Annotated in this window: 18 protein-coding genes and 5 tRNA genes; 13 read left to right on the plus strand and 10 right to left on the minus strand. The window is 66.9% G+C overall.

The features are described from left to right. Window positions 1–2: 2 nt before the first annotated feature. Window positions 3–1,271, minus strand: a complete 1,269-nt coding sequence (gene hemA, locus ABE960_RS12805) for a glutamyl-tRNA reductase (RefSeq protein WP_349762668.1) — start codon at window positions 1,269–1,271, stop codon at window positions 3–5. Window positions 1,272–1,473: 202 nt separating this feature from the next. Between hemA and ABE960_RS12810 the strand changes: the two genes are divergently transcribed. The 8 genes from ABE960_RS12810 (at window position 1,474) to ABE960_RS12845 (ending at window position 8,666) form a co-directional block, all read left to right on the plus strand. Next, window positions 1,474–3,264, plus strand: coding sequence for a tetratricopeptide repeat protein (locus ABE960_RS12810; RefSeq protein ID WP_349762669.1), 1,791 nt, complete (start codon window positions 1,474–1,476; stop codon window positions 3,262–3,264). Further along, window positions 3,261–3,872 carry a lipoprotein insertase outer membrane protein LolB gene (gene lolB, locus ABE960_RS12815; RefSeq protein WP_349762670.1) on the plus strand — a complete coding sequence of 204 codons (612 nt, stop codon included), beginning with the start codon at window positions 3,261–3,263 and terminating at the stop codon, window positions 3,870–3,872. The genes ABE960_RS12810 and lolB overlap by 4 nt, the downstream gene beginning before the upstream one ends. Beyond that, a complete protein-coding gene (ispE, locus tag ABE960_RS12820; RefSeq protein WP_349762671.1) occupies window positions 3,865–4,746 on the plus strand; it encodes a 4-(cytidine 5'-diphospho)-2-C-methyl-D-erythritol kinase in 882 nt (293 codons plus the stop codon). The genes lolB and ispE overlap by 8 nt, the downstream gene beginning before the upstream one ends. A gap of 95 nt (window positions 4,747–4,841) precedes the next feature. After that, window positions 4,842–5,783, plus strand: a complete 942-nt coding sequence (locus ABE960_RS12825; RefSeq protein WP_349762672.1) for a ribose-phosphate pyrophosphokinase — start codon at window positions 4,842–4,844, stop codon at window positions 5,781–5,783. A gap of 137 nt (window positions 5,784–5,920) precedes the next feature. Further along, complete coding sequence (locus ABE960_RS12830; protein WP_349762673.1) at window positions 5,921–6,613, plus strand: 50S ribosomal protein L25/general stress protein Ctc; 693 nt, start codon at window positions 5,921–5,923, stop codon at window positions 6,611–6,613. A gap of 114 nt (window positions 6,614–6,727) precedes the next feature. After that, window positions 6,728–7,312 (plus strand): aminoacyl-tRNA hydrolase, encoded by a 585-nt coding sequence (gene pth / locus ABE960_RS12835; RefSeq protein ID WP_349762674.1) that lies wholly within the window; start codon window positions 6,728–6,730, stop codon window positions 7,310–7,312. 117 nt (window positions 7,313–7,429) lie between these two features. Then, the gene (gene ychF, locus ABE960_RS12840) at window positions 7,430–8,521 is read left to right on the plus strand and encodes a redox-regulated ATPase YchF (protein WP_349762675.1); all 1,092 of its coding nucleotides are present in this window, start codon (window positions 7,430–7,432) and stop codon (window positions 8,519–8,521) included. Between the two features lie 68 nt (window positions 8,522–8,589). Continuing rightward, window positions 8,590–8,666, plus strand: a tRNA-Met gene (locus ABE960_RS12845). 128 nt (window positions 8,667–8,794) lie between these two features. Here ABE960_RS12845 and ABE960_RS12850 read toward each other — a convergent pair. Then, a complete protein-coding gene (locus tag ABE960_RS12850; RefSeq protein WP_349762676.1) occupies window positions 8,795–10,093 on the minus strand; it encodes a M18 family aminopeptidase in 1,299 nt (432 codons plus the stop codon). A gap of 143 nt (window positions 10,094–10,236) precedes the next feature. Here ABE960_RS12850 and ABE960_RS12855 point away from each other — a divergent pair, with 143 nt between their 5' ends. After that, window positions 10,237–12,306, plus strand: a complete 2,070-nt coding sequence (locus tag ABE960_RS12855) for a carboxy terminal-processing peptidase (RefSeq protein WP_349762677.1) — start codon at window positions 10,237–10,239, stop codon at window positions 12,304–12,306. A gap of 249 nt (window positions 12,307–12,555) precedes the next feature. Here the strand turns inward: ABE960_RS12855 and ABE960_RS12860 are convergent. From ABE960_RS12860 to ABE960_RS12880, 5 genes are all read right to left on the minus strand, one after another. Continuing rightward, window positions 12,556–12,631: transfer RNA gene (locus ABE960_RS12860), tRNA-Asn, on the minus strand. Between the two features lie 49 nt (window positions 12,632–12,680). Continuing rightward, window positions 12,681–12,756 (minus strand) — tRNA-Asn (locus ABE960_RS12865). Window positions 12,757–12,814: 58 nt separating this feature from the next. Continuing rightward, a tRNA-Asn gene (locus tag ABE960_RS12870) sits at window positions 12,815–12,890 on the minus strand. A 143-nt stretch (window positions 12,891–13,033) separates the two neighbouring features. Then, window positions 13,034–13,110, minus strand: a tRNA-Met gene (locus tag ABE960_RS12875). A gap of 91 nt (window positions 13,111–13,201) precedes the next feature. Beyond that, window positions 13,202–14,161, minus strand: a complete 960-nt coding sequence (locus ABE960_RS12880; RefSeq protein ID WP_432765373.1) for a choline ABC transporter substrate-binding protein — start codon at window positions 14,159–14,161, stop codon at window positions 13,202–13,204. Window positions 14,162–14,356: 195 nt separating this feature from the next. Here ABE960_RS12880 and betI point away from each other — a divergent pair, with 195 nt between their 5' ends. From betI to ABE960_RS12900, 4 genes are all read left to right on the plus strand, one after another. Next, window positions 14,357–14,962, plus strand: coding sequence for a transcriptional regulator BetI (betI, locus tag ABE960_RS12885; protein ID WP_349762678.1), 606 nt, complete (start codon window positions 14,357–14,359; stop codon window positions 14,960–14,962). 12 nt (window positions 14,963–14,974) lie between these two features. Further along, window positions 14,975–16,459, plus strand: a complete 1,485-nt coding sequence (gene betB, locus ABE960_RS12890) for a betaine-aldehyde dehydrogenase (RefSeq protein ID WP_349762679.1) — start codon at window positions 14,975–14,977, stop codon at window positions 16,457–16,459. A gap of 171 nt (window positions 16,460–16,630) precedes the next feature. Next, the gene (gene betA / locus ABE960_RS12895; protein ID WP_349762680.1) at window positions 16,631–18,322 is read left to right on the plus strand and encodes a choline dehydrogenase; all 1,692 of its coding nucleotides are present in this window, start codon (window positions 16,631–16,633) and stop codon (window positions 18,320–18,322) included. 187 nt (window positions 18,323–18,509) lie between these two features. Then, entirely contained in the window at window positions 18,510–20,957 is a 2,448-nt protein-coding gene (locus ABE960_RS12900; protein ID WP_349762681.1) for an acyl-CoA dehydrogenase, read from the plus strand. A gap of 58 nt (window positions 20,958–21,015) precedes the next feature. On the opposite strand, the gene ABE960_RS12905 is transcribed toward ABE960_RS12900, so the two are convergent. The 3 genes from ABE960_RS12905 to ABE960_RS12915 all read right to left on the minus strand — a co-directional run bounded on the left by ABE960_RS12905 (window position 21,016) and on the right by ABE960_RS12915 (window position 24,884). Next, window positions 21,016–22,845, minus strand: a complete 1,830-nt coding sequence (locus ABE960_RS12905; RefSeq protein WP_349762682.1) for an SLC13 family permease — start codon at window positions 22,843–22,845, stop codon at window positions 21,016–21,018. 135 nt (window positions 22,846–22,980) lie between these two features. Continuing rightward, window positions 22,981–23,541, minus strand: coding sequence for a carboxymuconolactone decarboxylase family protein (locus ABE960_RS12910; RefSeq protein ID WP_349762683.1), 561 nt, complete (start codon window positions 23,539–23,541; stop codon window positions 22,981–22,983). A 14-nt stretch (window positions 23,542–23,555) separates the two neighbouring features. Then, a complete protein-coding gene (locus tag ABE960_RS12915; RefSeq protein WP_349762684.1) occupies window positions 23,556–24,884 on the minus strand; it encodes an aspartate aminotransferase family protein in 1,329 nt (442 codons plus the stop codon). Between the last annotated feature and the right edge of the window lie 39 nt (window positions 24,885–24,923).

Raw genomic sequence — 24,923 nt, forward strand, 5'->3', positions numbered from 1 at the left:
TCCTATCGGGAGTGGTCGGTGGATTCATCCAGCAGCAGGGTCGTGGCGGCCTCCAGCAGGTCGCGACGCTCCTGGGCAGCCGCCTCACGCATCGCCACCGTGGGCCGGTGCAGCAGGCGATTGGTCAGCTGGTGGGACAGCCGACGGATCACCGCCTCGGGGTCCTCCCCGCGGGCCAGGCGGGCCAGCGCCTGCCGCTCGGAGAGCTCACGCATGGTCTGGCCCCGGGCGCGCACATCGCGAATCAGCTCGCCGCCGCTGCGGATGCGTCGTTCGTGCTGCCAGTTGCCCACGCCGCGCTCGATCAGCGACTCTGCCTGGTCGGCCGCCACCTGGCGATGCCGGCGGTTCTCCTCGATGACCTCCTCAAGATCATCAACGGTGTAGAGAAAGACGTCGGAGAGCTCCCCCACCTCGGGCTCGATATCCCGGGGAACGGCGATGTCGACCATGAACACGGGGCGGTGGCGACGCTTCTTGAGGGCCCGTTCGACCATGCCCTTGCCGAGAATCGGCAGCGGAGCGGCGGTGGAGGAGATCACGATGTCGGCCTCGACCAGGGCGTCGGGGATCGCATCGAGGGTGATCGCCTCCCCGCCCAGCGGACCGGAGACGAGCTCGGCACGCTCGCGGGTGCGGTTGGCCACGGTCAACTGGCGAACGCCGGCCTCGTGGAGGTGGCGCGCCACCAGCTCGATGGTCTCGCCGGCACCGATCAGCAGCGCCCGCGAGCGGGTGAAGTCACCGAAGATGCGGCTGGCCAGGCTCACTGCGGCATAGGCCACCGATACCGGGTTACGGCCGATGCCGGTCTCGGTGCGCACCTGCTTGGCCACGGCGAAGGTGTTCTGGAACAGGCACTCGAGCTCCCCACCCAGGCCACGGGCCAGCCGTGCCGACTGGTAGGCGTCCTTGAGCTGGCCGAGTATCTGCGGCTCGCCCAGCACCATGGAGTCCAGCCCCACGGCCACTCGCATCAGGTGGCGAGCCGCCTCGTCCTCGCGATAGTGATAGGCACAGCTCATGAGGTCATCCACCTCCAGGCCATGGAAACGCCCCAGCCAGTCGAGGATCTCGCGTTCGCCGGAGACAGCGGTGACACAATAGAGCTCGGTGCGATTGCACGTGGATAGCAGCGCCGCCTCGCGCACCTCCGGCAGGGCGCACAGCTCGGCCAGCGCCGACTCCAGCTGAGCGGGCGAGAAGGCGACCTGCTCGCGCACCTCGATGGTGGCGGTCCGGTGGTTGATTCCCAGGGCAAGAAGCGTCATGCGTTCGGCATCTTCGCGAGTCGTGATTCCGTCAAGGGCGGCATGGTGATATCCGGCGGCGCGCAGCGCCCATCCTCGAAGCGCCGCATTCTAACACAGGCCAACCGCCGTAATCGCCCCGACATGCCGTGACCGGGATCATGCTTTGCCCCGGCGGGTCGAGCCGTTATGCTGGCGTCTCCGCTTCCAGCTCGAGACGCGCATGCCCCGCGGAACGCTCATCCGACTCTCTCGCCCCACTCCCCTGGCCCCCCTGGCGCTGGTGCTCCTGCTCGCCGGCTGCCAGAGCCTGCCGGGCGCCGACGCCCCGGAGGATCCCATGGCCGGCGCGCCGCCGGTCACCCGGGGGCTTGACGCCGCCGGCCTCTCCGGCCTGCTGCAGGCCGAGCTTTCCGGCCAGCGCGGCGACTACGTCCTTGCCACACGGGGCTTCCTCGACGCCGCCCAGCGTTACGACTCCATCGCCCTGGCCGAGCGTGCGACCCTGGCCGCTCGCTTCAGCGAGGATCCCGAACTGCTCGAGGAGGCGGCAGGGCGCTGGCAGGACATGGCCCCCGGGAGTGACGCCCCCTCGCGCCTGCGCGCCAGCCTCGCCATCCAGCGAGGCGACTGGAATGCCGCTCTGGCGCATCGCCTGGCCGCCATCGAACAGGGCGCCGTTCAGGAATTGACCGGACTCGTGGAGGGCGCGCTGGAAGCCGGTGCCAACCCGGTGCCGCTGCTGACCCGGCTCCGAGAGCATCTCGCCCGCCCCGGCGCGAACCGGGCATCGACCCGCCACGACGCCGAGCTGGCCACCGCCCTGCTGGAGGCTGCCGCCGGACAACCTGCCGCGGCCGAGCAGCGTCTTGCTCGCCTTGCGAGGGAGGCCCCCGAGCTTCCCGAGCTTTGGCAGATCCGCGCGCGTCTCGCCCTCGAGGCCGACACCCCCGAGGCGGCGCGCTCAGCCGCTCGCAGGGGCCTGGAGGTGTCACCGGGAGACCCACGCCTGATGCTGCTGCTGGCCCGGGCCGAGCTCAACCTCGGCAGCATCGATGCCGCGGAGAAGGCCTTCAATGACCTGCTCGAGGAGCACGGCGACGATCCGCCGCTGCGCCTGGGCCTGGCACGGCTGTTCCTCGAGCAGGAGCACCTGGCACCGGCGCGTCGCCTGCTGCTGCCGCTGGTCGGCAACGATGAGGCCCCACCGATGGCCTTCCTGCTGCTGGGGGCCATCGCCGAGGAAGAGGGCGAAGACGACAATGCCCTCCTCTATTACCGCCAGGTGCCGGAAGGAGAGCAGTTCCTGACGGCGCGGCTGAATGCGGCCCGGATGCTCACCGAAGATGACCGGCTGCTCGACGCGCGGACCTTCCTGCGGCTGGAGCGGCTTCGCCACGAGGCCTACGAGAGCGAACTGGCCTCCCTTGAGGTCGAGCTACTGGACGAGGCCGGTCTCGAAGCACAGGCCGACTCCCTGCTCGACAGCGAGCTGTCGCGGCGCCCGGATGACGAACGGCTTCGCTACCAGCGGGCCATGCGGGCCTTCTCCGACGACGACCTCGAGGCCATGGAGGCGGACCTGCGTCATATCATCGAGCACGACCCCGGCAATGCCAACGCCCTCAATGCCCTGGGCTATACCCTCGCCGACGCCGATCTCGAGGGTCGCCTGGACGAGGCACGTGAGCTGATCGAACGCGCCTACTCGCTGGATCCGGACAATCCGGCCATTCTGGATAGCCTGGGCTGGGTCCGCTACCGCCAGGGTGACTCCGCCAGCGCCCTCCCCTGGCTCGAGCGCGCCTGGTCGGCCATGCCCGACCAGGAGGTCGCCGCCCACCTGATCGAGGTGCTCTGGGCACTCGGCGAGGAGGAACGGGCCCGAGCCCTGCTGGAGGAGGCCCTGCAGCGTTTCGAGGAGCTCCCGCTGATCGATGAGCTGCTCAAGCGTCAGCCTGAGCTGAATGACTCGGGTGCAACGCCGAACCCTGACGAACGGAACTCGACATGACGACACTCTCGCGACTGCTGATGTCCCTGCTGGTCCTGTCCCTGCTGGCCGGCTGCGCCGGCCGGGCGCCCCTCCCCGAAGGCGAGCGCGCCGCCGGACAATGGCAAGGCCAGAGCCAGCGTCTCGCCGAACTCGACACCTGGGTGCTGGCCGGCAAGGTCGGCCTGCGTACCCCGGAGGACTCCACCAGCGCCAACCTGGACTGGAGCCAGCACCCCTATTATTACCGCCTGCTGATCAGCGGTCCCTTTGGCAGCGGGCGCAGCACTCTCGAGGGGCGCGAGGGGCGCTTCTCGCTCACCACCGCTGAGGGGCGCTTCGAGGCCGAGACACCGGAGGCCCTGATGGAGCAGCAACTGGGCTGGTCGCTGCCGGTCAGCGCCCTCTCCGAGTGGATCCGCGGGCTGCCCGCCGAGGGCAGCACCCATCGACTGGAACCTGACGACCTGGGTTTCCCCCGCCTCATCGAGCAGGACGGATGGGCGATCGAGTACCGCGACTGGTCGCGCGTCGAAGGCCTCTGGCTGCCCAGGCGAATGGTGATGACCTATGACACCTTGAGGGCGACCCTGGTGGTCACCGAGTGGCGCCCCGTCCTCGATGAATGACGCCACGCCCCGCACCGACAAGCCCACCGGCTCGCTCGTGCTGCCCGCTCCGGCAAAGCTGAATCGCCTGCTGCACATCACCGGCCGCCGGCCGGATGGCTACCACGAGCTGCAGACGCTGTTCCAGTTCCTCGATATCGGCGACACCCTGACCCTGCGCCGCCGAGAGGACGGGGAGCTTAGACTCTCGCCGACCCTCGACGGCGTCGAGCGCGAGGACAACCTGATCATGCGGGCCGCCCGGCTGCTCAAGGCCGAGACCGGGGCGCGGCTGGGCGCCGACATCCACCTAGACAAGCAACTGCCTCTGGGCGGTGGGCTCGGCGGCGGGAGCTCGGATGCCGCCACTGCCCTGCTCGGCCTCGACGCCCTATGGGGGCTCGGTCTTGAGCTGGCAGAGCTTGCTCGCCTCGGCCTGGTCCTCGGGGCCGACGTCCCGGTGTTCGTGAACGGTCATGCCGCCTGGGCCGAAGGCATCGGGGAGCGCCTCACGCCCGTGACCCTCGACACCCCCTGGTTCGTGTTGATCCACCCCGGCGTGACGGTTTCCACCCCGGCGGTGTTCGGGGCACCCGAATTGACACGCAACACCCTCCCGATTACCATGGCGCGCGCACTGCAGGGGGGAGCGGCGAGCTGGAACAATGACTGCGAGCCCACCGTTCGGAGACAGTATCCCGAGGTGGCGCGTGCACTCGACTGGCTGGCAGTTCGGGCCCCGGCCATGCTGACCGGCACCGGCGCCTGTGTCTTTGCCCGGCTCGAGACCGAGCCCCAGGCGGACCGTCTCCTGGCCGAGGTTCCAAAGGGCTGGCAAGCCTTCAAGGCACGCGGTCTGAACCGCTCACCTCTCCATGCTGCGCTGGGTCGATGACCCTCAACGCCAACAGGCGTCGAGGCATCACTGACGTCCCGGAACGACCGTCGACCCTAACCTCTGAAGACCCAACACAGCAAAGGTGGCTGCGCGTGTCAAAATTGATGGTTTTCGCCGGGAATGCCAATCCCGAACTCGCCCGAAAAGTCGCCGAGAGTCTGGATACCCGTCAGGGTAACGCCACGGTGGGACAGTTCAGCGACGGCGAAGTCGCGGTCGAGATCAACGAGAACGTGCGCGGCAAGGATGTCTTCATCCTGCAGTCCACCTGTGCACCGACCAATGACAACCTGATGGAGCTGATCCTGATGGTGGATGCCCTGCGTCGCGCCTCCGCCACCCGGATCACCGCCGTGGTCCCCTATTTCGGCTATGCCCGCCAGGATCGTCGCGTGCGCTCCGCCCGCGTGCCGATCTCCGCCAAGATCGTCGCCGACATGATGGTCAAGGCCGGTGTCGACCGGGTCATGACCATGGACCTGCACGCCGACCAGATCCAGGGCTTCTTCGACGTGCCGGTGGACAACGTCTACGGCTCGCCGATCCTGCTCGATGACATCGAGCGCCAGAACTACGACAACCTGGTGGTCGTCTCGCCTGACGTGGGCGGCGTGGTACGGGCCCGTGCCATCGCCAAGCAGCTCAACGCCGACCTGGCGATCATCGACAAGCGCCGCCCCTCGGCCAACCAGGCCCAGGTGATGCACATCATCGGCGAGATCGAGAACCGCACCTGCGTGGTGGTGGATGACATGATCGACACCGCCGGCACCCTGTGCAAGGCAGGCGAGGCCCTCAAGGAGCGCGGCGCCAGGCGCGTGGTGGCCTACGCCACCCACCCGATCCTGTCAGGCCCCGCCGTGGACAACATCAGCGCCTCGGTACTCGATGAGGTCGTGGTGACCGACACCATCCCGCTGTCCGAGACCGCACGTCGCAGCGGGAATATCCGCCAACTCAGTGTGGCCGGGCTGATCGCCGAGGCGATCCGCCGGGTCAGCAACGAAGAATCCGTCAGCGCCATGTTCCACTGACGCCTTTCGCCGAGCATGCCTCGGCGGACGGCACGGCGGGACGTGGTGTCGGAGCAGCGCCCTACGGGGCTCCCGGAAACGCCGTGGTCTGGTCGCGGGCCACGGCGATTTCCTTACTTCCAGAAAGAGGCAATTTCATGTCCGATTACACACTCAATGCCAGCGTTCGAAACGACCTGGGGAAAGGTGCGAGCCGCCGCCTGCGTCGTGCGAACGAACAGGTGCCGGCCATCATCTATGGTGGTGAGCAGGCGCCGCAGCCGATCGCCGTCGACAAGACCAGCTTCTACAAGGCCCTGGAGGACGAGGCGTTCTTCTCCTCACTGATCAACCTGCAGGTGGACGGCAAGTCCCAGCAGGTCGTGGTGCGTGACCTTCAGCGTCACCCCTTCAAGCCGCTGGTCACCCATGCCGACTTCCTGCGTGTGGATGCCACCCACGAGATCACCCTGCGCGTGCCGCTGCACGTGGTCGGCGAGGATGCCTGCAAGGCCATCAAGGATGAGGATGGCGAGCTGCACCTCCTCACCTCCGACATCGAGATCAGCTGCCTGCCGAAGGACCTGCCGGAGTACCTGGAAATCGACATCTCTGATGTCGAACTGGGCACCACCCTGCACCTGTCCGACCTCAAGGTGCCGGCCGGTGTGACCGTGGTCGCGCTGTCCCATGGTGAAGATCACGACAATGCCATGCTGAGCGTCACCAAGGCCAAGGTCCGCGTCGATGAAGACGAGGAAGAAGGCGAAGAGGCTGCCGGAGAGGAAGCCAAGGGCGAAGAGTCCAAGGACGACGAGTCCAAGGGCGAAGACGAAGGCGACACCGAGTAATCGGCCGTTGCCGGCGGGCATGCCGACCCCTCGGCATGCCCGCAGCGTCTTCCGGAATCAAGCGCCTCGGCGCTTGATTTTTTTTGCCATCACATCGCACGCGAGGACAGCGGCATGAGCCAGCTGAAAGCGATCATCGGTCTGGGCAACCCCGGCGCTGACTACGAGGCCACGCGGCACAATGCCGGCGCCTGGCTGGTGCAGGCCGTGGCGAAGGCGGCAGGAGGTGAGCTGCGCCCCGACAGGAAGTTCCTGGGCCTGCATGCGCGGGTGCGGCTCGACGGCCAGGAGCTGCACCTGCTCGAACCCAGCACCTTCATGAACCGCAGCGGCGGCGCCGTGGCGGCCCTCACCCAGTTCTTCAAGCTCGCGCCCGACGAGTTGCTGGTGGCCCACGACGAGCTCGACATGCCGCCTGGGACGGCGCGCTACAAGACGGGAGGCGGTCATGGCGGCCACAATGGCCTGCGCGACATCATCCGCGCCCTGGGCAACGACAGGTCGTTCCATCGCCTGCGCATCGGCATCGGCCATCCCGGCGACGCTCGCCAGGTGACCCATTACGTGCTGGGGCGACCCGGCAAGGCGGAGCGCACCGCCATCGATGCCGCCATCGACGAATGCCTGGCCACCCTGCCCCAGGCCGTCGAAGGCGACTGGGCGAAGGCCATGAACCGCCTGCACAGCTTCAAGAGCTGACTCCTCCAGGGGGGATGCGCCTATGCTTATCCGCCCAACCCGCTTACGGCCCGACGCCCTTTTCGCGTAGAATGCCGGCCATTCTCCATTCCCGAACTCGCTTTCCAGGAAGATCCCATGGGTTTCAACTGCGGTATCGTCGGCCTGCCCAACGTCGGCAAGTCCACCCTCTTCAATGCCCTGACCAAGTCAGGCATCGACGCCGAGAACTTCCCCTTCTGCACCATCGAGCCCAATGTCGGCATCGTGCCGATGCCGGACCCGCGCCTCGATCGGCTGGCCGAGATCGTCAAGCCGCAGAAGGTGTTGCCCACCACCATGGAGTTCGTCGACATCGCGGGACTGGTGGCCGGCGCCTCCAAGGGCGAGGGCCTGGGTAACAAGTTTCTGGCCAACATCCGCGAGACCCAGGCCATCGCTCACGTGGTGCGCTGCTTCGATAACGACAACGTCATCCATGTGGCCAACCAGGTCGACCCCCGCGCCGACATCGAGATCATCAACATGGAGCTTGCGCTGGCAGACCTCGACACCGTCGAGCGCGCCATCCAGCGTCTGGTGCGCGTGGCCAAGGGCGGAGACAAGGAGGCCATCGCCACCAAGGCGATCCTCGAGCGCATCCAGCCCCACCTGGCCGAGGGCCTGCCGCTGAGAAGCTTCGGTCTCGACGAGGCGGACCAGCACCAGCTAAAGGGCTTCGGCTTACTGACCCTGAAGCCGACCATGTACATCGCCAACGTCAACGAGGACGGCTTCGGGGCCAACCCCTACCTCGAGGTGGTCAACGAGATCGCCGCCGAGGAAGGCGCCGTGGTGGTGCCGGTATGCAACCAGATCGAGGCCGAGATCGCCGAGCTGGACGACGAGGAGCGAGCCATGTTCCTCGACGAGATGGGCATGGAGGAACCCGGGCTCGACCGGGTGATCCGCGCCGGCTACGCACTGCTGGGCCTGCAGACCTACTTCACCGCCGGGGTGAAGGAAGTGCGCGCCTGGACGGTCAAGGTCGGGGCCACCGCCCCCGAGGCGGCCGGGGTGATCCACACCGACTTCCAGAAGGGCTTCATCCGCGCCGAGGTCATCGCCTATGACGACTTCGTCACGCTGGGCGGCGAGCAGGGAGCCAAGGACGCCGGCAAGTGGCGCCTGGAGGGCAAGGAGTACATCGTCAAGGATGGTGACGTGATTCACTTCCGCTTCAACGTCTGAGACTCGCGCCAGGCCCTCTGTGGCTTGACGATGACGGGGCATATCCGTAGACTTCGCCCCCGTTGTTCGGCTACGTAGCTCAGCTGGTTAGAGCACATCACTCATAATGATGGGGTCCCCTGTTCGAATCAGGGCGTAGCCACCAGACAGATATCGAAAAGCCCGCCTGGTTCGCCAGGCGGGCTTTTTCATGGGACGTGTCGGTTAGGGCCGGCGAATCAGGCAGGCCGGCGATGGCAGGGCCACGCCGATCCGATGTGGTCCTGCCGATGCTCAGGGGAGCTCGGCGCGATTGTAGAAGGCGGTCAGCACTCGCGTCAGGTACTCCACGTCCCGGGCGCCGGCCGTCTCGCGGATCGAGTGCATGGCCCACTGGGGCGCCCCCACGTCCAGGGTCGGCACCCCGAGCTCCGTGGCGGTGATCGGGCCGATGGTGCTCCCGCAGCCCATGTCGGCTCGGGTCACGAAGGTCTGCACCGGCACATCGGCCTCGCGACAGAGATCCCGGAACAGTGCCGCGGTCGCACTGTTGGTGGCATAGCGCTGACTGGCGTTGACCTTGATCACGGGTCCGCCGTTGAGCACCGGGCCATGGGCGGCATCGTGCTTGTCCTGGAAGTTGGGGTGCAGGGCATGAGCGTTGTCGCAGGAGATCAGCCGCGAGGCCTGGACCAGGCGGACGAAGCCCTCCTCGCTCCCGTCGCCGAGCCGGGCATTCACCCGCCTCAGCACGTCGCCGAGGAAGGGTCCCTGGGCGCCACAGGCGCTGGCGCTGCCGACCTCCTCATGGTCATTGGCCACCAGCACCGCGCCCTGGCGACCATCACTCGCAAGCAGGGCCTCCAGGCCGGCGAAGCAGGAAAGCAGGTTATCGAGCCGCGCACTGGCGATCAGTTCGCCCTCGATGCCGACCCTCGCCGGAGGCTGCATATCGCGAAACGCAAGCTCGAAGTCGAGCAGTTCCACCTCTGCCAGGCCGTGCTGTTCCTCGAGCCACTGCTTGAGCAGTCGCTCGAGGTCGGGCCGCCCGCCCCCCTGCAGGAACACCGGTGCCATCTCGGTCTGCGCATTGATGGCGCGCCCGTTGTTGGCCTCACGGTCCAGATGAATGGCCAGGCTCGGGATGATCGCCACCGGCCGTTCGATATCCAGCAGCACCCCCTCGATGCGACCGTCGGCGTGACGCACATGCACCCGCCCGGCAATCCCCAGGTCGCGGTCGAACCACGGCGCCAGCAGCGCACCACCATAGACCTCGACGCCAAGCTGCAGCCAGCCCGCCGCGGACTGGGCGGCATTGGGCTTGAGGCGCAGGCCCGGGCTGTCGGTATGGGCACCGATCAGGCGCAGCGCCGAGAGCCGCTCGCGCGGCAGCTGAAAGGCGATGATAGAGGAGTCGTTGCGGGTCACGTAGACGCGCTCACCGGGAGAGAGATGCCAGGCCTCGCTCTCCTCGAGTCGACGGAAGCCGGCGGCTTCCAGCTGCTGGGCCATGCTGGCCGTGGCATGCCAGGGGGTGGGCGATCGACGCAGGAAGTCGAGCAGACGCTCGAGTCGGGCATCCTCGGTCATGGAATTCCTCTAACGCGGGGTGTTTCAGGGGTCTTGACGACACGACCAAGCTGATACAATGGCTCTTCGGTCCATGCAACTCGACAGCCGGGTCGGGGTCTGGATTGATAGTGAGTGTACACGAATCGGGGAGTGCTTCATCGATGAGCCTGTTAGTCACCCTTGGGCGTGCCGCGGTCCTGGGCCTGCTGCTGGCCACCACACCGGCGCTGGCCACTGTCGAGCCGAGCGATGCCCAGCGGCAGGTAGCCATGGAAGTGGCCGAGTCGCTGCGCTATGGCCACTATGCGGATGTCAGCCTGGACGATACCTGGTCGCAACGGGCCTTCGAGCGCCTGCTGGACATCCTCGATGGCCAGCGGGCCTACCTGCTGGACAGCGACGTGGCCGCCTTCAATGACCTGCAAACCGGCATGGACGAGGTGCTCCTCGACGGCGATCTGTCGCGCCCCTTCGCCCTCTACCATCGCTATCACGAGCGAGCCGAGCAGCGCCTGGAGTGGTTGCTTGCGCGGATCGACGAAGGCATCGACTTCGCCTTCGACAGCGACAAGCGCCTGGAGCTGGAGCGCAAGGACACCCCCTGGGCCAGCAGAGAGGCGGCCCTGGACGAACTGTGGGCAAAGCGGCTCAAGAACGCCGCCCTCTCCCTGACCATCAGCGACCAGGACGCCGAGCAGGTGCAGACCACCCTTCGCCAGCGCTACGAGGGGCAGCTCTCGCGCCTGGGACAGACCAACGAGGAGGATGTCTTCGGCCTCTTCATGGCCGCGGTGACCGGCAGCATCGACCCGCACAGCGAGTACCTCTCGCCACGACAGGGCGAGTCCTTCGATATCCAGATGCGGCTCTCGCTGGAGGGCATCGGCGCCCTGCTGCAGGCCGATGGCGAATTCGTCAAGGTCTCGAGCCTGGTGGCCGGCGGTCCGGCCGAACGTGATGGCGCCCTGCAGCCCGCAGACCGGATCGTCGGTGTGGGTCAGGAGGATGGAGAGATCGTCAACGTGGTGGGCATGCGCCTGGACGACGTGGTCGACCTGATCCGTGGCCCCAAGGGCTCGGTGGTGCGCCTCGACGTGGTACCCGCCCAGGCCGTCGACATGACACGCTCCATGGTGATCGACATCACCCGTGACACCGTGGATCTCGAGGACCAGGCCGCCCAGGGCGAGGTGATCGAGATCGAGCGTGACGATGGCATGCATCGCCTCGGCGTGATCGAGGTGCCCACCTTCTACGTGGACTTCGATGCCTGGCAGGCAGGCGAGGAGGACTTCCGCAGCACCACCCGGGATGTGGCCCGAGAGATCGAGCGCCTCCAGGCCGAGGGCGTGGAGGGCCTCGTGCTCGACCTGCGAAACAACGGCGGTGGTGCCCTGCAGGAAGCCAACTCGCTGATCGGCCTGTTCATCGACCGCGGCCCCACCGTCCAGGTCCGGGATGCCCGTGGTCGCATCAGCCTCTATGGCGACACCGATAGCGGCGCCCTCTACGACGGCCCCCTGGCCGTACTGGTCAACCGCCTCTCGGCCTCAGCCTCGGAGATCTTCGCCGGCGCCATCCAGGACTATGGCCGCGGCCTGGTGGTGGGCACCGACACCTTCGGCAAGGGGACGGTACAGACCCTCAACGAGCTCAGCCATGGCGAGATCAAGCTGACCCGCGCCAAGTTCTACCGAATCTCCGGGGAGAGCACCCAGCATCGCGGCGTGCAGCCGGACATCGACTTCCCCAGCCTGATCGACCCCGATCTCATCGGCGAAAGCAGTCTCGATAACGCCCTGCCGTGGGACACGGTCCGTAAGGTGCAGTACCGCACCTACGGAGAACCCCGCCAGTACCTGGAGACGCTTCGGACCCGCCACCTCGAGCGAGCCGAGAAGCAGCCGAACTTCCACTACCTCGAGCAGCGCTCCGAGCTGGCAAGCCAACTGCGCCAGCAGCAGACCAGCGTCAGCCTCAACCGTGAACAGCGACAGCGTGAATTGGAGGCTCAGGAGGCCGAGCAGCTCGCCCTCGAGAACGAGCGTCGTCTCGCCCTGGGTCTGGAGCCGCTGGAGGACTGGACCGACGCCCGCGACGAGGAGGAAGACACCGATAACAGCGAGCCCGAGGAAGAGCCGATCGACCGCGCCCAGGTCCTGGAAACGGCCCAGATCCTGCTGGACTACCGCCAGCTGGAAGGCGGCTGGCACTATGCAGAGCTCAACTGAGCTTAGCAGCAGAGCTCAACTGAGCGGAGCGTCTCTTACGCCGCATGACGCAATTCGCCGGGCCCTGGGGTCCGGCGTCTTTCTGTCTGGGCTTGCTGCTGCTGGCTTTCCTGCCGCTTGCTTCACCATCTCATCATGGTTCGGCTCGGACGGGACACGGACCACCCGATAGCCTATCAGTGCTAAAGGCCCACGGATGTCACCATGCCGGCAGAGACAGGAACGGAAAGAAGGATGGCCAGGCAGAATTGGCTCCCCGAACAGGACTCGAACCTGTGACCCAATGATTAACAGTCATTTGCTCTACCAACTGAGCTATCGGGGAATGATGCGGGGGTAACGCGAGGGTGATGCGGCAGGCAGCTAGGAGCGGTTGGCTCCCCGAGCAGGACTCGAACCTGCGACCCAATGATTAACAGTCATTTGCTCTACCAACTGAGCTATCGGGGAATGACCGCATGCCGCACTGTGTTCGCCGCCTCGTACATTGCAGCACGATAAGCGAAGCTGGCTCCCCGAACAGGACTCGAACCTGTGACCCAATGATTAACAGTCATTTGCTCTACCAACTGAGCTATCGGGGAATGACCTCGAACACGGGGCGTAGTATACGGATCGGACCCTCAAGGTCAAGGAGCGATTGGCATTCCGGCCCCTTTCGAGCCGCCCGAAGGCGCCACTAAAAACGCCCGCCGGGCCGAGGCCTGACGGGCGTCTTCGCGTGTCCTGGTGGCTACGCCCTGATTCGAACAGGGGACCCCATCATTATGAGTGATGTGCTCTAACCAGCTGAGCTACGTAGCCTTATCAACAGCTTGCCCGACCTTGGGCCGGGCAACGGAGAAGGATTATGCACGCGGGCCCGGGTCATGGCAAGCCCGCGAGACACTCATCCTCAGATATCGAGCGCGGCCTTCACCGCCGGCAGTGCCGGCTCGCCCTCGAGGGTGTTGACGCCCTCGAGCCAGGCGTCCAGCACCGCCGGGTTGGCCTGCAGATAGGCGCGAGCCGCATCCCGGGGATCCTCGCCCTGGTCCATGATCTCACCCATCAGCTGGTTCTCCATGGTGAGGGTGAACTCGAGATTATTGAGCAGGGTAGCGACGTTGCCGCACTCCTCGGCGTAGCCGCCACGGGTGTTGGTATAGACGGTGGCGCCGCCGAGGTTCGGGCCGAAGTAGTCGTCGGCCCCGGACAGGTAGGCGATGTCGAAGTTGGTGTTCATGGGATGCGGCTCCCAGCCGAGGAACACCATCCACTGTTCATCGGGCGTCCGGGCGCTCAGCTCTGCCAGCATGCCGGCCTCGCTGGAGCTGACCAGCTGCCAGTCGCCGAGGCCGAAGGCATCATCGTCGATCATGTCCTGTATCAGCTGGTTGCCGTCGTTGCCGGCCTCGATGCCGTGGATCTTGCTGTCGAACTTCTCGGCGTTGTCGGCGAGGTCGGCCAACGAGGTGACGCCGGCATCTTGGACGTACTGCGGCACGGCCAGGGTGTACTTGGCCCCCTCGAGGTTGGCTCCCAGGCGGTCGACGTCACCATCCTCGACGTAGGGATCGCTGATCGAGGCCATGGACGGCATCCAGTTGCCCAGAAAGACGTCGAAGTCATTGTTCTTCAGGCCCTGGTAGGCGATCGGCACCGAGACGGTATCGATACCGGCCTCGTAGCCCATGGCCTCGAGCACCTCGGAGGTCAGCGCGGTGGTGGCCGTGATATCGGTCCAGCCGACCTCGGCGAAGCGCACGGTCTCGCAGCTCTCCGGCTCGGCGGCCTGCAGCGGGGAGACGGCGATCCCGAGGGCGGCGGCGCCCACACCGAGGGCCGTGCGACGGTTCAGGGTGGTCATGTTCATGGGAGAGTTCCTCTTGTTGGACATGAAAGTATAGCCGCGATGGCAACGCCACCGGCCGGCAGGGTAATCCGCCATGGCTTCATTGATTGAACGTTCAATAAAGAAATGGCAAGCTGTGCACATGGTAACCATGCTTTGTGCGTTGGTTGCAAGATTGGTTGCAAGATCAATTTCCCGGGAAAGGAGCCAGCAACGGTGCCAAAGGTTGGAATGGAACCCATCCGCCGCGATCAGCTGATCAAGGCGACCATGGCGGCCATCGACGAGGTCGGCCTGGCCGATACGACGGTGATGCGCATCGCCCGCCACGCGGGCGTCTCCGCCGGCATCATCAGTCATTACTTCGGCGGCAAGGACGGCCTGCTGGACGCCACCATGCGCCAGATCCTCAGTGACCTGGGCGATGCAGTGGCAGCGCGGCGGGGCGGTCTCACCACTTCGAGTCCCCGGGCCCATATCGTTGCCATCATCGATGGAAACTTCGACCGCAGCCAGGTCACCGGCCCGGTGGCCAAGACCTGGCTGGCCTTCTGGGCCAGCAGCATGCACAGGCCGAAGCTCGCGCGCCTGCAGCAGGTCAACGACCGGCGCCTCTACTCCAATATCTGCTACCAGTTCCGCCGGCTGATGCCCCGCCAAGAGGCGCGCGCCTCGGCACGGGCCCTGGCCGCATTGATCGATGGCCTGTGGCTGCGCGGCGCCCTGACCCCCGGGGGCCTGGACGGCGACGAGGCGCGCCGCCTGGCCCGGGACTACCTGGACCGCCTGCTCGACACCCGCGACACCCTTTCCCCCGCCTGAACGGAGGCCAACATGGCAACCCTAGACACCCAGACCCTCTACATCGACGGCCGTCACACGGCCGCCACCTCGGGCGAGACCTTCTCCGTGGTGAACCCCTTCGACGGCTCGCTGCTCGCCGAGGTCCACCAGGCCGCCGAGGCCGATGTGGACGCCGCGGTGGCCGCGGCCCGCAAGGGCCAGCGGATCTGGGCGGCCATGACCGGCATGGAGCGCGGCCGCATCCTCCAGCGCGCCGTCGCCCTGCTGCGGGAGCGCAATGACGAGATCGCCGAGCTCGAGACCCGCAACACCGGCAAGCCGATCAGCGAGACCGCGGCCGTGGACGTGGTTACCGGCGCCGACGTGCTCGAGTACTACGCCGGCCTGGCCTCGGCCCTGGAGGGCAGCCAGATTCCGCTGCGCGAGGACTCCTTCGTCTACACCCGCCGGGAGCCGCTGGGCGTGATCGGGTCGATCGGGGCCTGGAACTACCCGATCCAGATCGCCTGCTGGAAGAGCGCCCCGGCGCTGGCCGCCGGTAACGCCGTGGTCTTCAAGCCGAGCGAGGTCACCCCGCTGACCACCATCAAGCTCGCGGAGATCTTCAGCGAGGCCGGCCTGCCCGACGGCGTCTTCAACGTGGTCCAGGGCGATGGTCGAGTTGGCCAGATGCTCACCAGCCACGAGGGCATCGACAAGATCTCCTTCACCGGTGAAGCCCCTACCGGCAAGAAGGTCATGGCCGCAGCCGGCGGGTCGACGCTCAAGGACGTGACCATGGAGCTCGGCGGCAAGTCGCCGCTGATCGTCTTCGCCGATGCCGACCTGGATCGCGCCGCCGATGCCGCGATGATGGCCAACTTCTACTCCAGCGGACAGATCTGCACCAACGGCACCCGGGTGTTCGTGCACGCGAGCATCAAGGAGGCCTTCGAGGCCAGGATCCAGGAGCGCGTCGCCCGCATCAAGGCCGGTGACCCGATGGATCCGGCGATCAATTTCGGCCCGCTGGTCAGCTTCGAGCACCAGGAGAAGGTGCTGTCCTATATCACGCTGGGCAAGCAGGAAGGCGCCCGCGTGCTGGCCGGGGGCGAGGCCTGGGACCAGGGCGACGCAGACGGTATCCACTGGGCCACCGGCGCCTGGGCGGCCCCGACCGTCTTCACCGACTGCACCGACGAGATGCGCATCGTGCGCGAGGAGATCTTCGGGCCGGTGATGTCGATCCTCGCCTTCGACGACGAGGAGGAGGTGATCCGCCGCGCCAACGACACCGAATATGGCCTGGCCGGAGGCGTCTTCACCGAGAGCCTCAACCGCGCCCACCGAGTGATCCAGCGCCTGGAAGCGGGCATCTGCTGGGTCAACACCTGGGGCGAGTCCCCCGCCGAGATGCCGGTGGGCGGCTACAAGCAGTCCGGCGTCGGTCGCGAGAACGGCATCGAGACCCTGGCCCACTATACCCAGACCAAGTCGGTCCAGATCGAGATGGGGCCCTTCGAATCGGTGTTCTGAGCGCCGCGCCACCGCTCTGACGCCCCACTTTCCAGGGGTTCCGGGGGTGGGTCGTAGCGAGGGTCCTGTGCCAGGGATGGCATCGGTAGAGCCCAGGGAAGGGTTCACAGCGCCCTAGCGGAGACCTGCCGCCGGAACCTCCCCCATACTGATGTTGCCTTGGGAGACCCCATGTCCCAGACCCGTGAATTCGACTACGTCATCATCGGCGCCGGCTCCGCCGGCAACGTCCTGGCCACCCGGCTCACCGAGGACGAGGGCGTCAGCGTGCTGCTGCTCGAGGCCGGTGGCCCCGACCACCGCTTCGACTTCCGCACCCAGATGCCCGCCGCCCTGGCCTACCCGCTGCAGGGCAAGCGCTACAACTGGGCCTTCGAGACCGACCCGGAGCCCCACATGGACGGCCGGCGCATGGAGTGCGGCCGCGGCAAGGGGCTCGGCGGCTCATCGCTGATCAACGGCATGTGCTACATCCGGGGCAATGCCCTGGACTACGACGGCTGGGCCGCGCGTGAAGGCCTCGAGGACTGGAGCTACGCCGACTGCCTGCCCTACTTCAAGAAGGCCGAGACCCGCGACATCGGCCCCAACGCCTATCATGGCGGTGATGGCCCGGTCAGCGTGACCACTCCGAAAGCCGGCAACAACCCGCTTTACCACACCTTCATCGAGGCGGGACAGCAGGCGGGCTACCCGGCAACCGAAGACGTCAACGGCTACCAGCAGGAAGGCTTCGGCCCCATGGACCGTTTCGTCACGCCCAACGGGCGACGTGCCTCCACGGCGCGGGGCTATCTGGACCAGGCCAAGCCGCGTCCCAACCTGACCATCGAGACCCGCGCCACCACCGACGTCATCACCTTCGAGGGCAAGCGCGCCACCGGCGTGCGTTACCAGCACCGTGGCCAGACCCAGGAGGTCCATGCCCGCCGCGAGGTGCTGCTGTGTGGCGGCGCCATCGCCTCGCCGCAGATCCTGCAGCGCTCGGGCGTAGGCAATCCCGAGTACCTCGCCGAGCTCGACATCCCGGTGGTCCACGACCTGCCCGGGGTGGGCGAGAACCTCCAGGACCACCTGGAGATGTACATCCAGTACGAGTGCACCCAGCCGATCTCTCTCTATCCGGCGCTCAAGTGGTGGAACCAGCCGAAGATCGGCGCCGAGTGGCTGCTGCTAGGCAAGGGAATTGGTGCCAGCAACCAGTTCGAGGCGGCAGGCTTCATACGCTCCAGCGACGAGGAGGAGTGGCCCAACCTGCAGTACCACTTCCTGCCCATCGCCATCAGCTACAACGGCAAGAGCGCGGTCGAGGCCCACGGCTTCCAGGCCCACGTGGGCTCCATGCGCTCCGAGAGCCGCGGGCGCATCCGCCTGACCTCCCGCGATCCCAAGGCAGCGCCCAGCATCCTGTTCAACTACATGTCCACCGAAAAGGACTGGCAAGAGTTCCGTGACGCCATCCGCCTGACCCGCGAGATCATCGCCCAGCCCGCCTTCGACGCCTATCGTGGCCGGGAGGTATCGCCGGGCCCGGAGGTGCAGTCCGATGCTGAGCTGGATGCCTTCGTCCGCGAACATGCAGAGACCGCCTACCACCCCTGCGGCAGCTGTCGCATGGGCAAGGACGAGGGCTCGGTAGTCGATGGCCAGGGCCGGGTGCACGGACTGGAGGGCCTGCGAGTGGTAGACGCCTCGCTGTTTCCGGTGATTCCCACCGGCAACCTCAACGCCCCGACCATCATGCTCGCCGAGAAGATCGCCGACCGGATGCGTGGCCGCGAGCCGCTGCCGCGCTCGAACGCCGCCTACTACGTGGCAGGCGATGCCCCGGCAAGGGAGGAGCCCCGGCGCCGCCTGGCCTGACCACCAACGGCCTCGAGGCCACATGAGAACGACAGACGCCCCGCCCTGCTGACACAGGACGGGGCGTTGTCATGATGGGTGGCCAACATTCAGGCGAAACGATGAACCAAAGGCTGGCCCGTTGCAGAGGAATAGGCTAATCTGCAAGAATTCAAACACACGTTCGAATTATAGACAGAGAGGCTCCATGTTGACCCTGATCCTTATCGTGCTGGCCATGGCCGGCCTGCTGGTGGTGATGCGCCGCGAGGCGGGCGCCCTGCCCACCCTCGTCGTGCTGACCACGACGGGCCTGGCCGGCCTGCTGCTGGGCTCGCCGCTGCTCGGCGTGCTGCTGCTCCTCACCGCCACCGGGGTGGCGGCGGCGGGCCTGCCGGTCCTGCGCACCCGCTGGCTCTCGCCGCGCCTCTTCGCCCTGTTCAAGAAGGCAGCACCCAGGGTCTCGGACACCGAGCGCACCGCGCTCGAGGCCGGCAGCGTGGCCTGGGACGGTGAACTCTTCACGGGGCGCCCCGACTGGCAGGCGCTCCTCGATGTTCGCGACGAGGGCCTCTCGGCAGAAGAGAGCGCCTTCATCGACCACCAGTGCAACGTGGCCGCCGGCATGTGCAATGCCTGGGAAATCGCCCGTGAGAGCGCCGACCTGCCACAGGAGCTGTGGGACTACCTCAAGCAGGAAGGCTTCTTCGGCATGATCATCCCCGAGGAATACGGCGGGCTGGGCTTCTCGGCCAAGGCCCAGTCACTGGTGCTGCAGAAGCTCTCGGTCAGCGAGACCCTGATGGTCACCGTGGGCGTGCCCAATTCCCTGGGCCCGGGCGAGTTGCTGCTCAAGTACGGCACCCAGGAACAGAAGGATCACTACCTGCCGCGGCTGGCGGACGGGCGCGAGATCCCCTGCTTCGGTCTCACCGGCCCCCGCGCGGGCAGTGACGCCACGGCAATTCCCGACACCGGCGTGGTGTGCAGGCAGGTCATCGACGGAGAGGAGGTACTGGGCCTTCGCCTGGACTTCGATAAGCGCTGGATCACCCTGGCGCCCATCGCCAGCGTGGTGGGCCTGGCCTTCCGGCTCTTCGACCCCGACCACCTGCTAGGCGAGGAGAACGACCGTGGCATCACCCTGGCGCTGATTCCCCGCGACACCGAGGGCATGGAAATCGGTCGCCGCCATCACCCCATCGGCAGCCCCTTCATGAACGGGCCGATCAAGGGCAAGGATGTATTCGTGCCTCTGTCCACCATTATCGGAGGGACGGAGATGATCGGCCAGGGCTGGCGGATGCTGGTCGAGTGCCTGTCCATCGGACGCTGCATCACCCTGCCCTCCGGCGCCAGCGGCACCGCCCGCTACGCCCTGGGCTGGAGCGGCGGCTTCGCGCGGATTCGTCGCCAGTTCAACGTGCCGGTGGCGGAGATGGAGGGCATCCAGGAGCCCCTGGCGCGCATGGCGGCCCTGGCCTATATCGCCCGGGCCGCCGTCTATCAGACCGCCAACACCATCGACCACGGCGAGAAGCCGGCGGTGCCCTCGGCCATCCTCAAGAGCCAGCTCACCGAGTTCCAGCGCCAGATCCTCGGCGACGCCATGGACATCCACGGCGGCAAGGCGGTGACCCTGGGGCCGCGCAACTACCTCGGCATCGGCTACAGCGCCAACCCGGTGGCCATCACCGTCGAGGGCGCCAACATCATGACCCGCAACCTGATGATCTTCGGCCAGGGCGCCATCCGCTGCCATCCCTACGTGCTCGAGGAGCTGGCCGCCAAGGATGCCGATGATCTGGCGGCCTTCGATCGGGCCTTCTTCGGTCATGCCGGGCTGATCTTCGGCAACGCCGCCCGCGCCCTCACCCAGGGCCTGGGACTCGGCCACCCGGACGTGCCCTTCGACGAGGTCGCCGCCCCCTATGCCCGAGACATTTCCCGTCTCTCCGCCGGCTTCGGGCTCTGCGCCGATGCCGCCATGGCGAGCCTCGGTTCGACCCTCAAGCAGCGCGAGATGCTCTCCGCCCGTCTCGGCGACGTGCTCTCCAACCTCTACCTCGCCTCGATGACCCTCAAGCATTGGCACGAAGGCAAGCAGGTCGAGGGCGAGGCGGCCCTGCTGCACTATGGCTGCCGGTTCCTGCTGGGCCGCGCCGAGCAGGCCCTGGACGAACTCTTCGACAATCTGCCGAGTCGTGCACTCGGCCGCCTGCTTCGCCTCATCGTGATGCCGGTCGGCCGCCGCTGGAGGCGCCCCCAGGATGCGCTGACCCGCGAGATCGCACAGAACGTCTCCCGGGACACTCCCCTGCGTAGCGACCTGCTTGACGCTACCTGGCAGGAGAATGACGGCAGCCGGGACAACCCGCTTGCCCGCTACAATGACCTGCTGACGACCCAGGAGCGCGCCGAAGGCCTCTATCGTCAGGTCAACAAGGCCTACGCGAAGGGGAAGCTGCCGGCACAGGCGCTGCATCCTGAACAACGGGTGGAGGCCGCCCTGGCGCAGGGACTGATCAGCAGAGAAGACGCCGCCTTCATGCGGGAGCGGGAGGCCGAGGTCCTGGAACTACTCAGCGTGGACGACTTCGCCTACGACGCCTTCGTCGCCGACTCGTCCAGGGTGCTGCGACACCACCCCGCCTGATGCCACCTCTCCGTGTACCGCATCCCAAGACGCCCCGGCCGGCCGCCGGGGCGTCCTGCTACAGTGGCCAGATCCACAGGATCATGGGAATGGCCACCAGGGTGATCACCACCTCCAGCGGCAAACCCATGCGCCAGTAGTCACCGAAGCGGTAGCCGCCGGGCCCCATCACCAGGGTGTTGGACTGATGCCCGATGGGCGTGAGGAAGGCGCAGGAGGCGCTGATCGCCACGGCCATCAGGAAGGCATCCACCGAGACGTCGAAGCCGTGAGCCAGGCTAGCGGCGATGGGCGCCATGAGCACAGCCGCCGCCGCATTGTTGATGACATCGGAGAGCATCATGGTGAGCACGAAGAGCCCCGTCAGGGTCACCACCACCGGCCAGTCACTGCCCAGGGCGAGCAGGCTGTCGGCGATCATCGACGCGCCACCACTGGTCTCCAGCGCCTGTCCCACCGGGATCATCGCGCCGAGCAGCACCAGCACAGGCCCATCGATCGCCTGGTAGCCGTCGCGCAACGGCAGCACGCCCACCAGCAACGAGACCATGGCCGCCGTGGAGAGTGCCACCGCCGCCGGAAGGACATCCAGCAGGATGGCCAGGATGGCCGCGGCGAAGATGGCGAGGGAGATCAGCAGCAGTCGCGGCTGACCGATTGAGAGGTTGCGGCTGGCCAGCGGCAGGCAGCCGAGCATTGTCAGGCTCTCCGAGAGTTCGCTCTCGCCACCCTGCAGCAGCAGCACATCCCCGGCCCGGAAACGAATGTCGCGCAGGCGCTGCTTGAGGCGCCCCCCGTCGCGGGCCACCGCTACCAGGTGCAGGCCGAACTGGTTGTGCAGGCGCAGTTGGGTCACGGTGCGGTTGACCATCGTGGAGTCGTTGCGCACCACGGCCTCCACCAGTTGCAGCCCCTCGGTATCCACTTTCTCCTTGGCGGGCGTCTCCTTCAGGCTCTCTCCGTTCTCCGCTGGCGCCTGAAGGTCATCCTCTTCCTCCTCAGGTTCGGCGCCCACCGCCAGGCCAGCCTTGTCCTCCAGCAGCTTCATCTCATCCGGGCCCGCCTCCACCAGCAGGATGTCTCCCTCGCGCAGGGTCCCGTGGAACGCATGTCCCGCACGGCGCTTGTCGTCGCGGACGACGGCCAGTACCGGGATGGTCTCTTCCAGTTCATGCTGGAGGTCACGCAGCGACCAGCCCACGGCCTTGGCGCCCTCAGGCACGCTGAGCTCCACCAGGTAGTGGGCGGTATCGAACATCTCCTCGGTGGAGGCCTTGCCGGCGCGCTGGGGCACCAGCCGCCAGCCGATCAGCAGAATGAAGGCCAGCCCGGCCAGGGCCACCGCGGCCCCCACCGGAGAGAAGGAGAACATGCCGAAACTCTCCCCCACCACATCGCCGCGATAGCTGGAGATGATGATGTTGGGCGGCGTGCCGATCAGGGTGGTCAGGCCACCGAGCAGGGAGCCGAAGGCCAGCGGCATCAGCAGCATCGACGGCGAAGTATCATGCTCGCGTGCCAGACGCATGGCCACCGGCAACAGCAGCGCCAGGGCACCGACATTGTTCATGAAGCCGGAGAGCACCACCACGGTCCCGGTCAGCGCGGCCAGTTGCAGGAAGAGGCGGTCACCGACCTTCAGCACCTGATCGGCGATCACGTCCACCACACCGGACCGCTCGAAGGCACGGCTGAGCACCAGCACCGCCGCGACCGTGATCACCGCCGGGTGACCAAAGCCCAGGAAGGCCTCCTCGCCCGGCACCAGGCCCAGCATCACCGAGCCGAGCAGCGCCGAGAGCGCCACCAGGTCGTAGCGGAAGTGCCCCCAGACGAAGGCGGCCAGGGTCAGACCCAGGACAATGAAGATCAGCGTGCTGTCGGCCATGACAGCTCCCTGTAGATCAGTGAGGGCTCAAGCACATCAACAGCATGACAGAAAATCCAGCCTTTTCCCCCTCGCCGCTCCGAAGGGGCGACACCCGTCGCGTGGCCGTGTGTCGCTTTTCCTGCCTGGCAGCCCCTAACGCTCGGCGAACGGCAGGGGCTCGGTGCCCCGACGCACCTCGAATACGTTGAGGGTCATGGCCACCAGGGCGTAGTAGCCCAGCACGCCGACCAGCTCGACCACCGCCGGCTCGCCGAAGGCCTCCACGGCCTCGGCATAGAGCACATCATCGACGCGCCGCGTGGTGTAGAGCACCTTGCCCAGGCGATAGACCAGCGCCTCAGCCGCGCGTTCGAAGGCGGGCTCCCGCCGCTCCCGAAGGGCCTCGATCACCGCCTCGCTGACCCCGGCCTCGCGGGCGATGGGCTCATGGATCTGCCACTCGGCCTGGGACTGCCACCAGGCCGCGGTGAAGAGTATCGCCAGCTCCGTCAGCCGCGTCTCGAGCCGGGTCCCGTATCGACAGAAGGCGCCGAGTCGCTGGGCGTGATCGGCCAGTTCCGGGCTGTGGATCCAGGCCAGGAAGGGGCCATCCAGGTTACCGCGGGGGCCACTCAGGATGGCGTCCAGAACGCGGCGCTGATCGGGCGCCATGCTGGCCTCGTCCAGAGGAGAGAGACGGGAATCGATCGACATCGGGCGGGGCTCCGTTAGGTATGGTCGAAGACGGTCTGCAGGGTCGCGTCGAGCTTGTCGACGATCTCGTCCAGGTGGGACTCCTCGAGAATGAAGGGCGGGGCCAGCAGGATATGGTCGCCCCGCTGGCCGTCGATGGTGCCACCCATCGGGTAACACATCAGGCCCTTGTCCATGGCCGTGCGTTTGACCGCCGCGTGGAGCTTGCGCGACGGATCGAACGGCGTCTTGTCGCCGCGGTCGGCCACCAGTTCGATCCCTCGGAAGAGCCCACGCCCGCGGATGTCGCCGACGTAGGGGTGCTCGCCGAAACGCGCCTCAAGGCGCTGCTGCAGCCCCTCGCCCAGGCTGACGACGCGCGACAGCAGGCCGCGTTCCTCGACGGCGCGCTGTACCGCCAGGGCGGCGGCGCAGGCGGTGGCGTGGCCGATGTAGGTGTGCCCGTGCTGGAAGAATCCCGAGCCCTCGGCGATGGCCCGGCGGATGGGCTCACTCACCAGTGTCGCACCGATCGGCTGGTAGCCGGCCCCCAGGCCCTTGGCGATGGTCATCAGGTCCGGGGTCACGCCCTCCTGTTCGGCGGCAAACAGGCTGCCGGTCCGCCCCATGCCGCACATCACCTCGTCGAGGATCAGCAGGATGCCGTGGCGATCGCAGACCTCGCGAATCCGCCTGAAGTAGCCCGGCACCGAAGGGACGGCTCCCAGGGTCGCGCCGACCACCGGCTCGGCGACGAAGGCCATCACGTTCTCCGGCCCCAGGCGCTGGATCTCGGACTCGAGTTCCTCGGCCAGACGCTCGCCGTAGGCCTCCGGGGTCTCGCCGGGGGCCTGATCCCGATAGGCATAGCAAGGACTGACGTGGCTCACCTGAACCAGCAGCGGCTCGAACTGCTGCCGGCGCCAGGCGTTGCCGCCGGTCGCCAGGGCGCCCAGTGTGTTGCCGTGGTAGCTCTGGCGACGCGCGATCAGGTGCTTGCGCTGGGGCTCGCCCCGCTCGATGAAGTACTGGCGCGCCAGCTTGAGGGCCGCCTCCACCGCCTCGGACCCCCCCGAGACGAAATAGACCGACGACAGGCCCGCCGGCGCCCGCTCGACCAGGAAGTCCGCCAGGGCCTCCATCGGCTCGTTGGTGAAGAAGGAGGTGTGGGCATAGGCAAGCCGCCCGACCTGCTCACGCACCGCCTCGATCACCTCGGTATCGCTGTGGCCCAGGCAGGACACCGCGGCGCCGCCACAGGCATCCAGGTAACGACGCCCATCGGCATCGATGAGGTAGGGGCCGTCGCCGCTCACGGCGGTCGGGTACTGTTGCTTCAGATGACGATGGAAGACGTGGCTCATGCTGACCTCACCAGGAAATTTGCAAATCAACTTGTCATT

The organism is Halomonas aquatica (assembly GCF_040196335.1).
In the GTDB taxonomy this organism is placed as follows: Bacteria; Pseudomonadota; Gammaproteobacteria; order Pseudomonadales; family Halomonadaceae; genus Halomonas; species Halomonas aquatica.

Bases quoted from the DNA above. Each gene is read 5' to 3' on its own strand.
- hemA (WP_349762668.1), bottom strand. From the start codon at position 1,271: ATGACGCTTCTTGCCCTGGGAATCAACCACCGGACCGCCACCATCGAG.
- betB (WP_349762679.1), top strand. From the start codon at position 14,975: ATGGCAACCCTAGACACCCAGACCCTCTACATCGACGGCCGTCACACG.
- ABE960_RS12850 (WP_349762676.1), bottom strand. From the start codon at position 10,093: ATGACCGAGGATGCCCGACTCGAGCGTCTGCTCGACTTCCTGCGTCGA.
- ABE960_RS12900 (WP_349762681.1), top strand. From the start codon at position 18,510: ATGTTGACCCTGATCCTTATCGTGCTGGCCATGGCCGGCCTGCTGGTG.
- ABE960_RS12830 (WP_349762673.1), top strand. From the start codon at position 5,921: ATGTCCGATTACACACTCAATGCCAGCGTTCGAAACGACCTGGGGAAA.
- ABE960_RS12905 (WP_349762682.1), bottom strand. From the start codon at position 22,845: ATGGCCGACAGCACGCTGATCTTCATTGTCCTGGGTCTGACCCTGGCC.
- ispE (WP_349762671.1), top strand. From the start codon at position 3,865: ATGAATGACGCCACGCCCCGCACCGACAAGCCCACCGGCTCGCTCGTG.
- ABE960_RS12915 (WP_349762684.1), bottom strand. From the start codon at position 24,884: ATGAGCCACGTCTTCCATCGTCATCTGAAGCAACAGTACCCGACCGCC.
- ABE960_RS12810 (WP_349762669.1), top strand. From the start codon at position 1,474: ATGCCCCGCGGAACGCTCATCCGACTCTCTCGCCCCACTCCCCTGGCC.
- ychF (WP_349762675.1), top strand. From the start codon at position 7,430: ATGGGTTTCAACTGCGGTATCGTCGGCCTGCCCAACGTCGGCAAGTCC.
- betA (WP_349762680.1), top strand. From the start codon at position 16,631: ATGTCCCAGACCCGTGAATTCGACTACGTCATCATCGGCGCCGGCTCC.
- ABE960_RS12855 (WP_349762677.1), top strand. From the start codon at position 10,237: ATGAGCCTGTTAGTCACCCTTGGGCGTGCCGCGGTCCTGGGCCTGCTG.
- pth (WP_349762674.1), top strand. From the start codon at position 6,728: ATGAGCCAGCTGAAAGCGATCATCGGTCTGGGCAACCCCGGCGCTGAC.
- ABE960_RS12910 (WP_349762683.1), bottom strand. From the start codon at position 23,541: ATGTCGATCGATTCCCGTCTCTCTCCTCTGGACGAGGCCAGCATGGCG.
- lolB (WP_349762670.1), top strand. From the start codon at position 3,261: ATGACGACACTCTCGCGACTGCTGATGTCCCTGCTGGTCCTGTCCCTG.
- ABE960_RS12880 (WP_432765373.1), bottom strand. From the start codon at position 14,161: ATGAACATGACCACCCTGAACCGTCGCACGGCCCTCGGTGTGGGCGCC.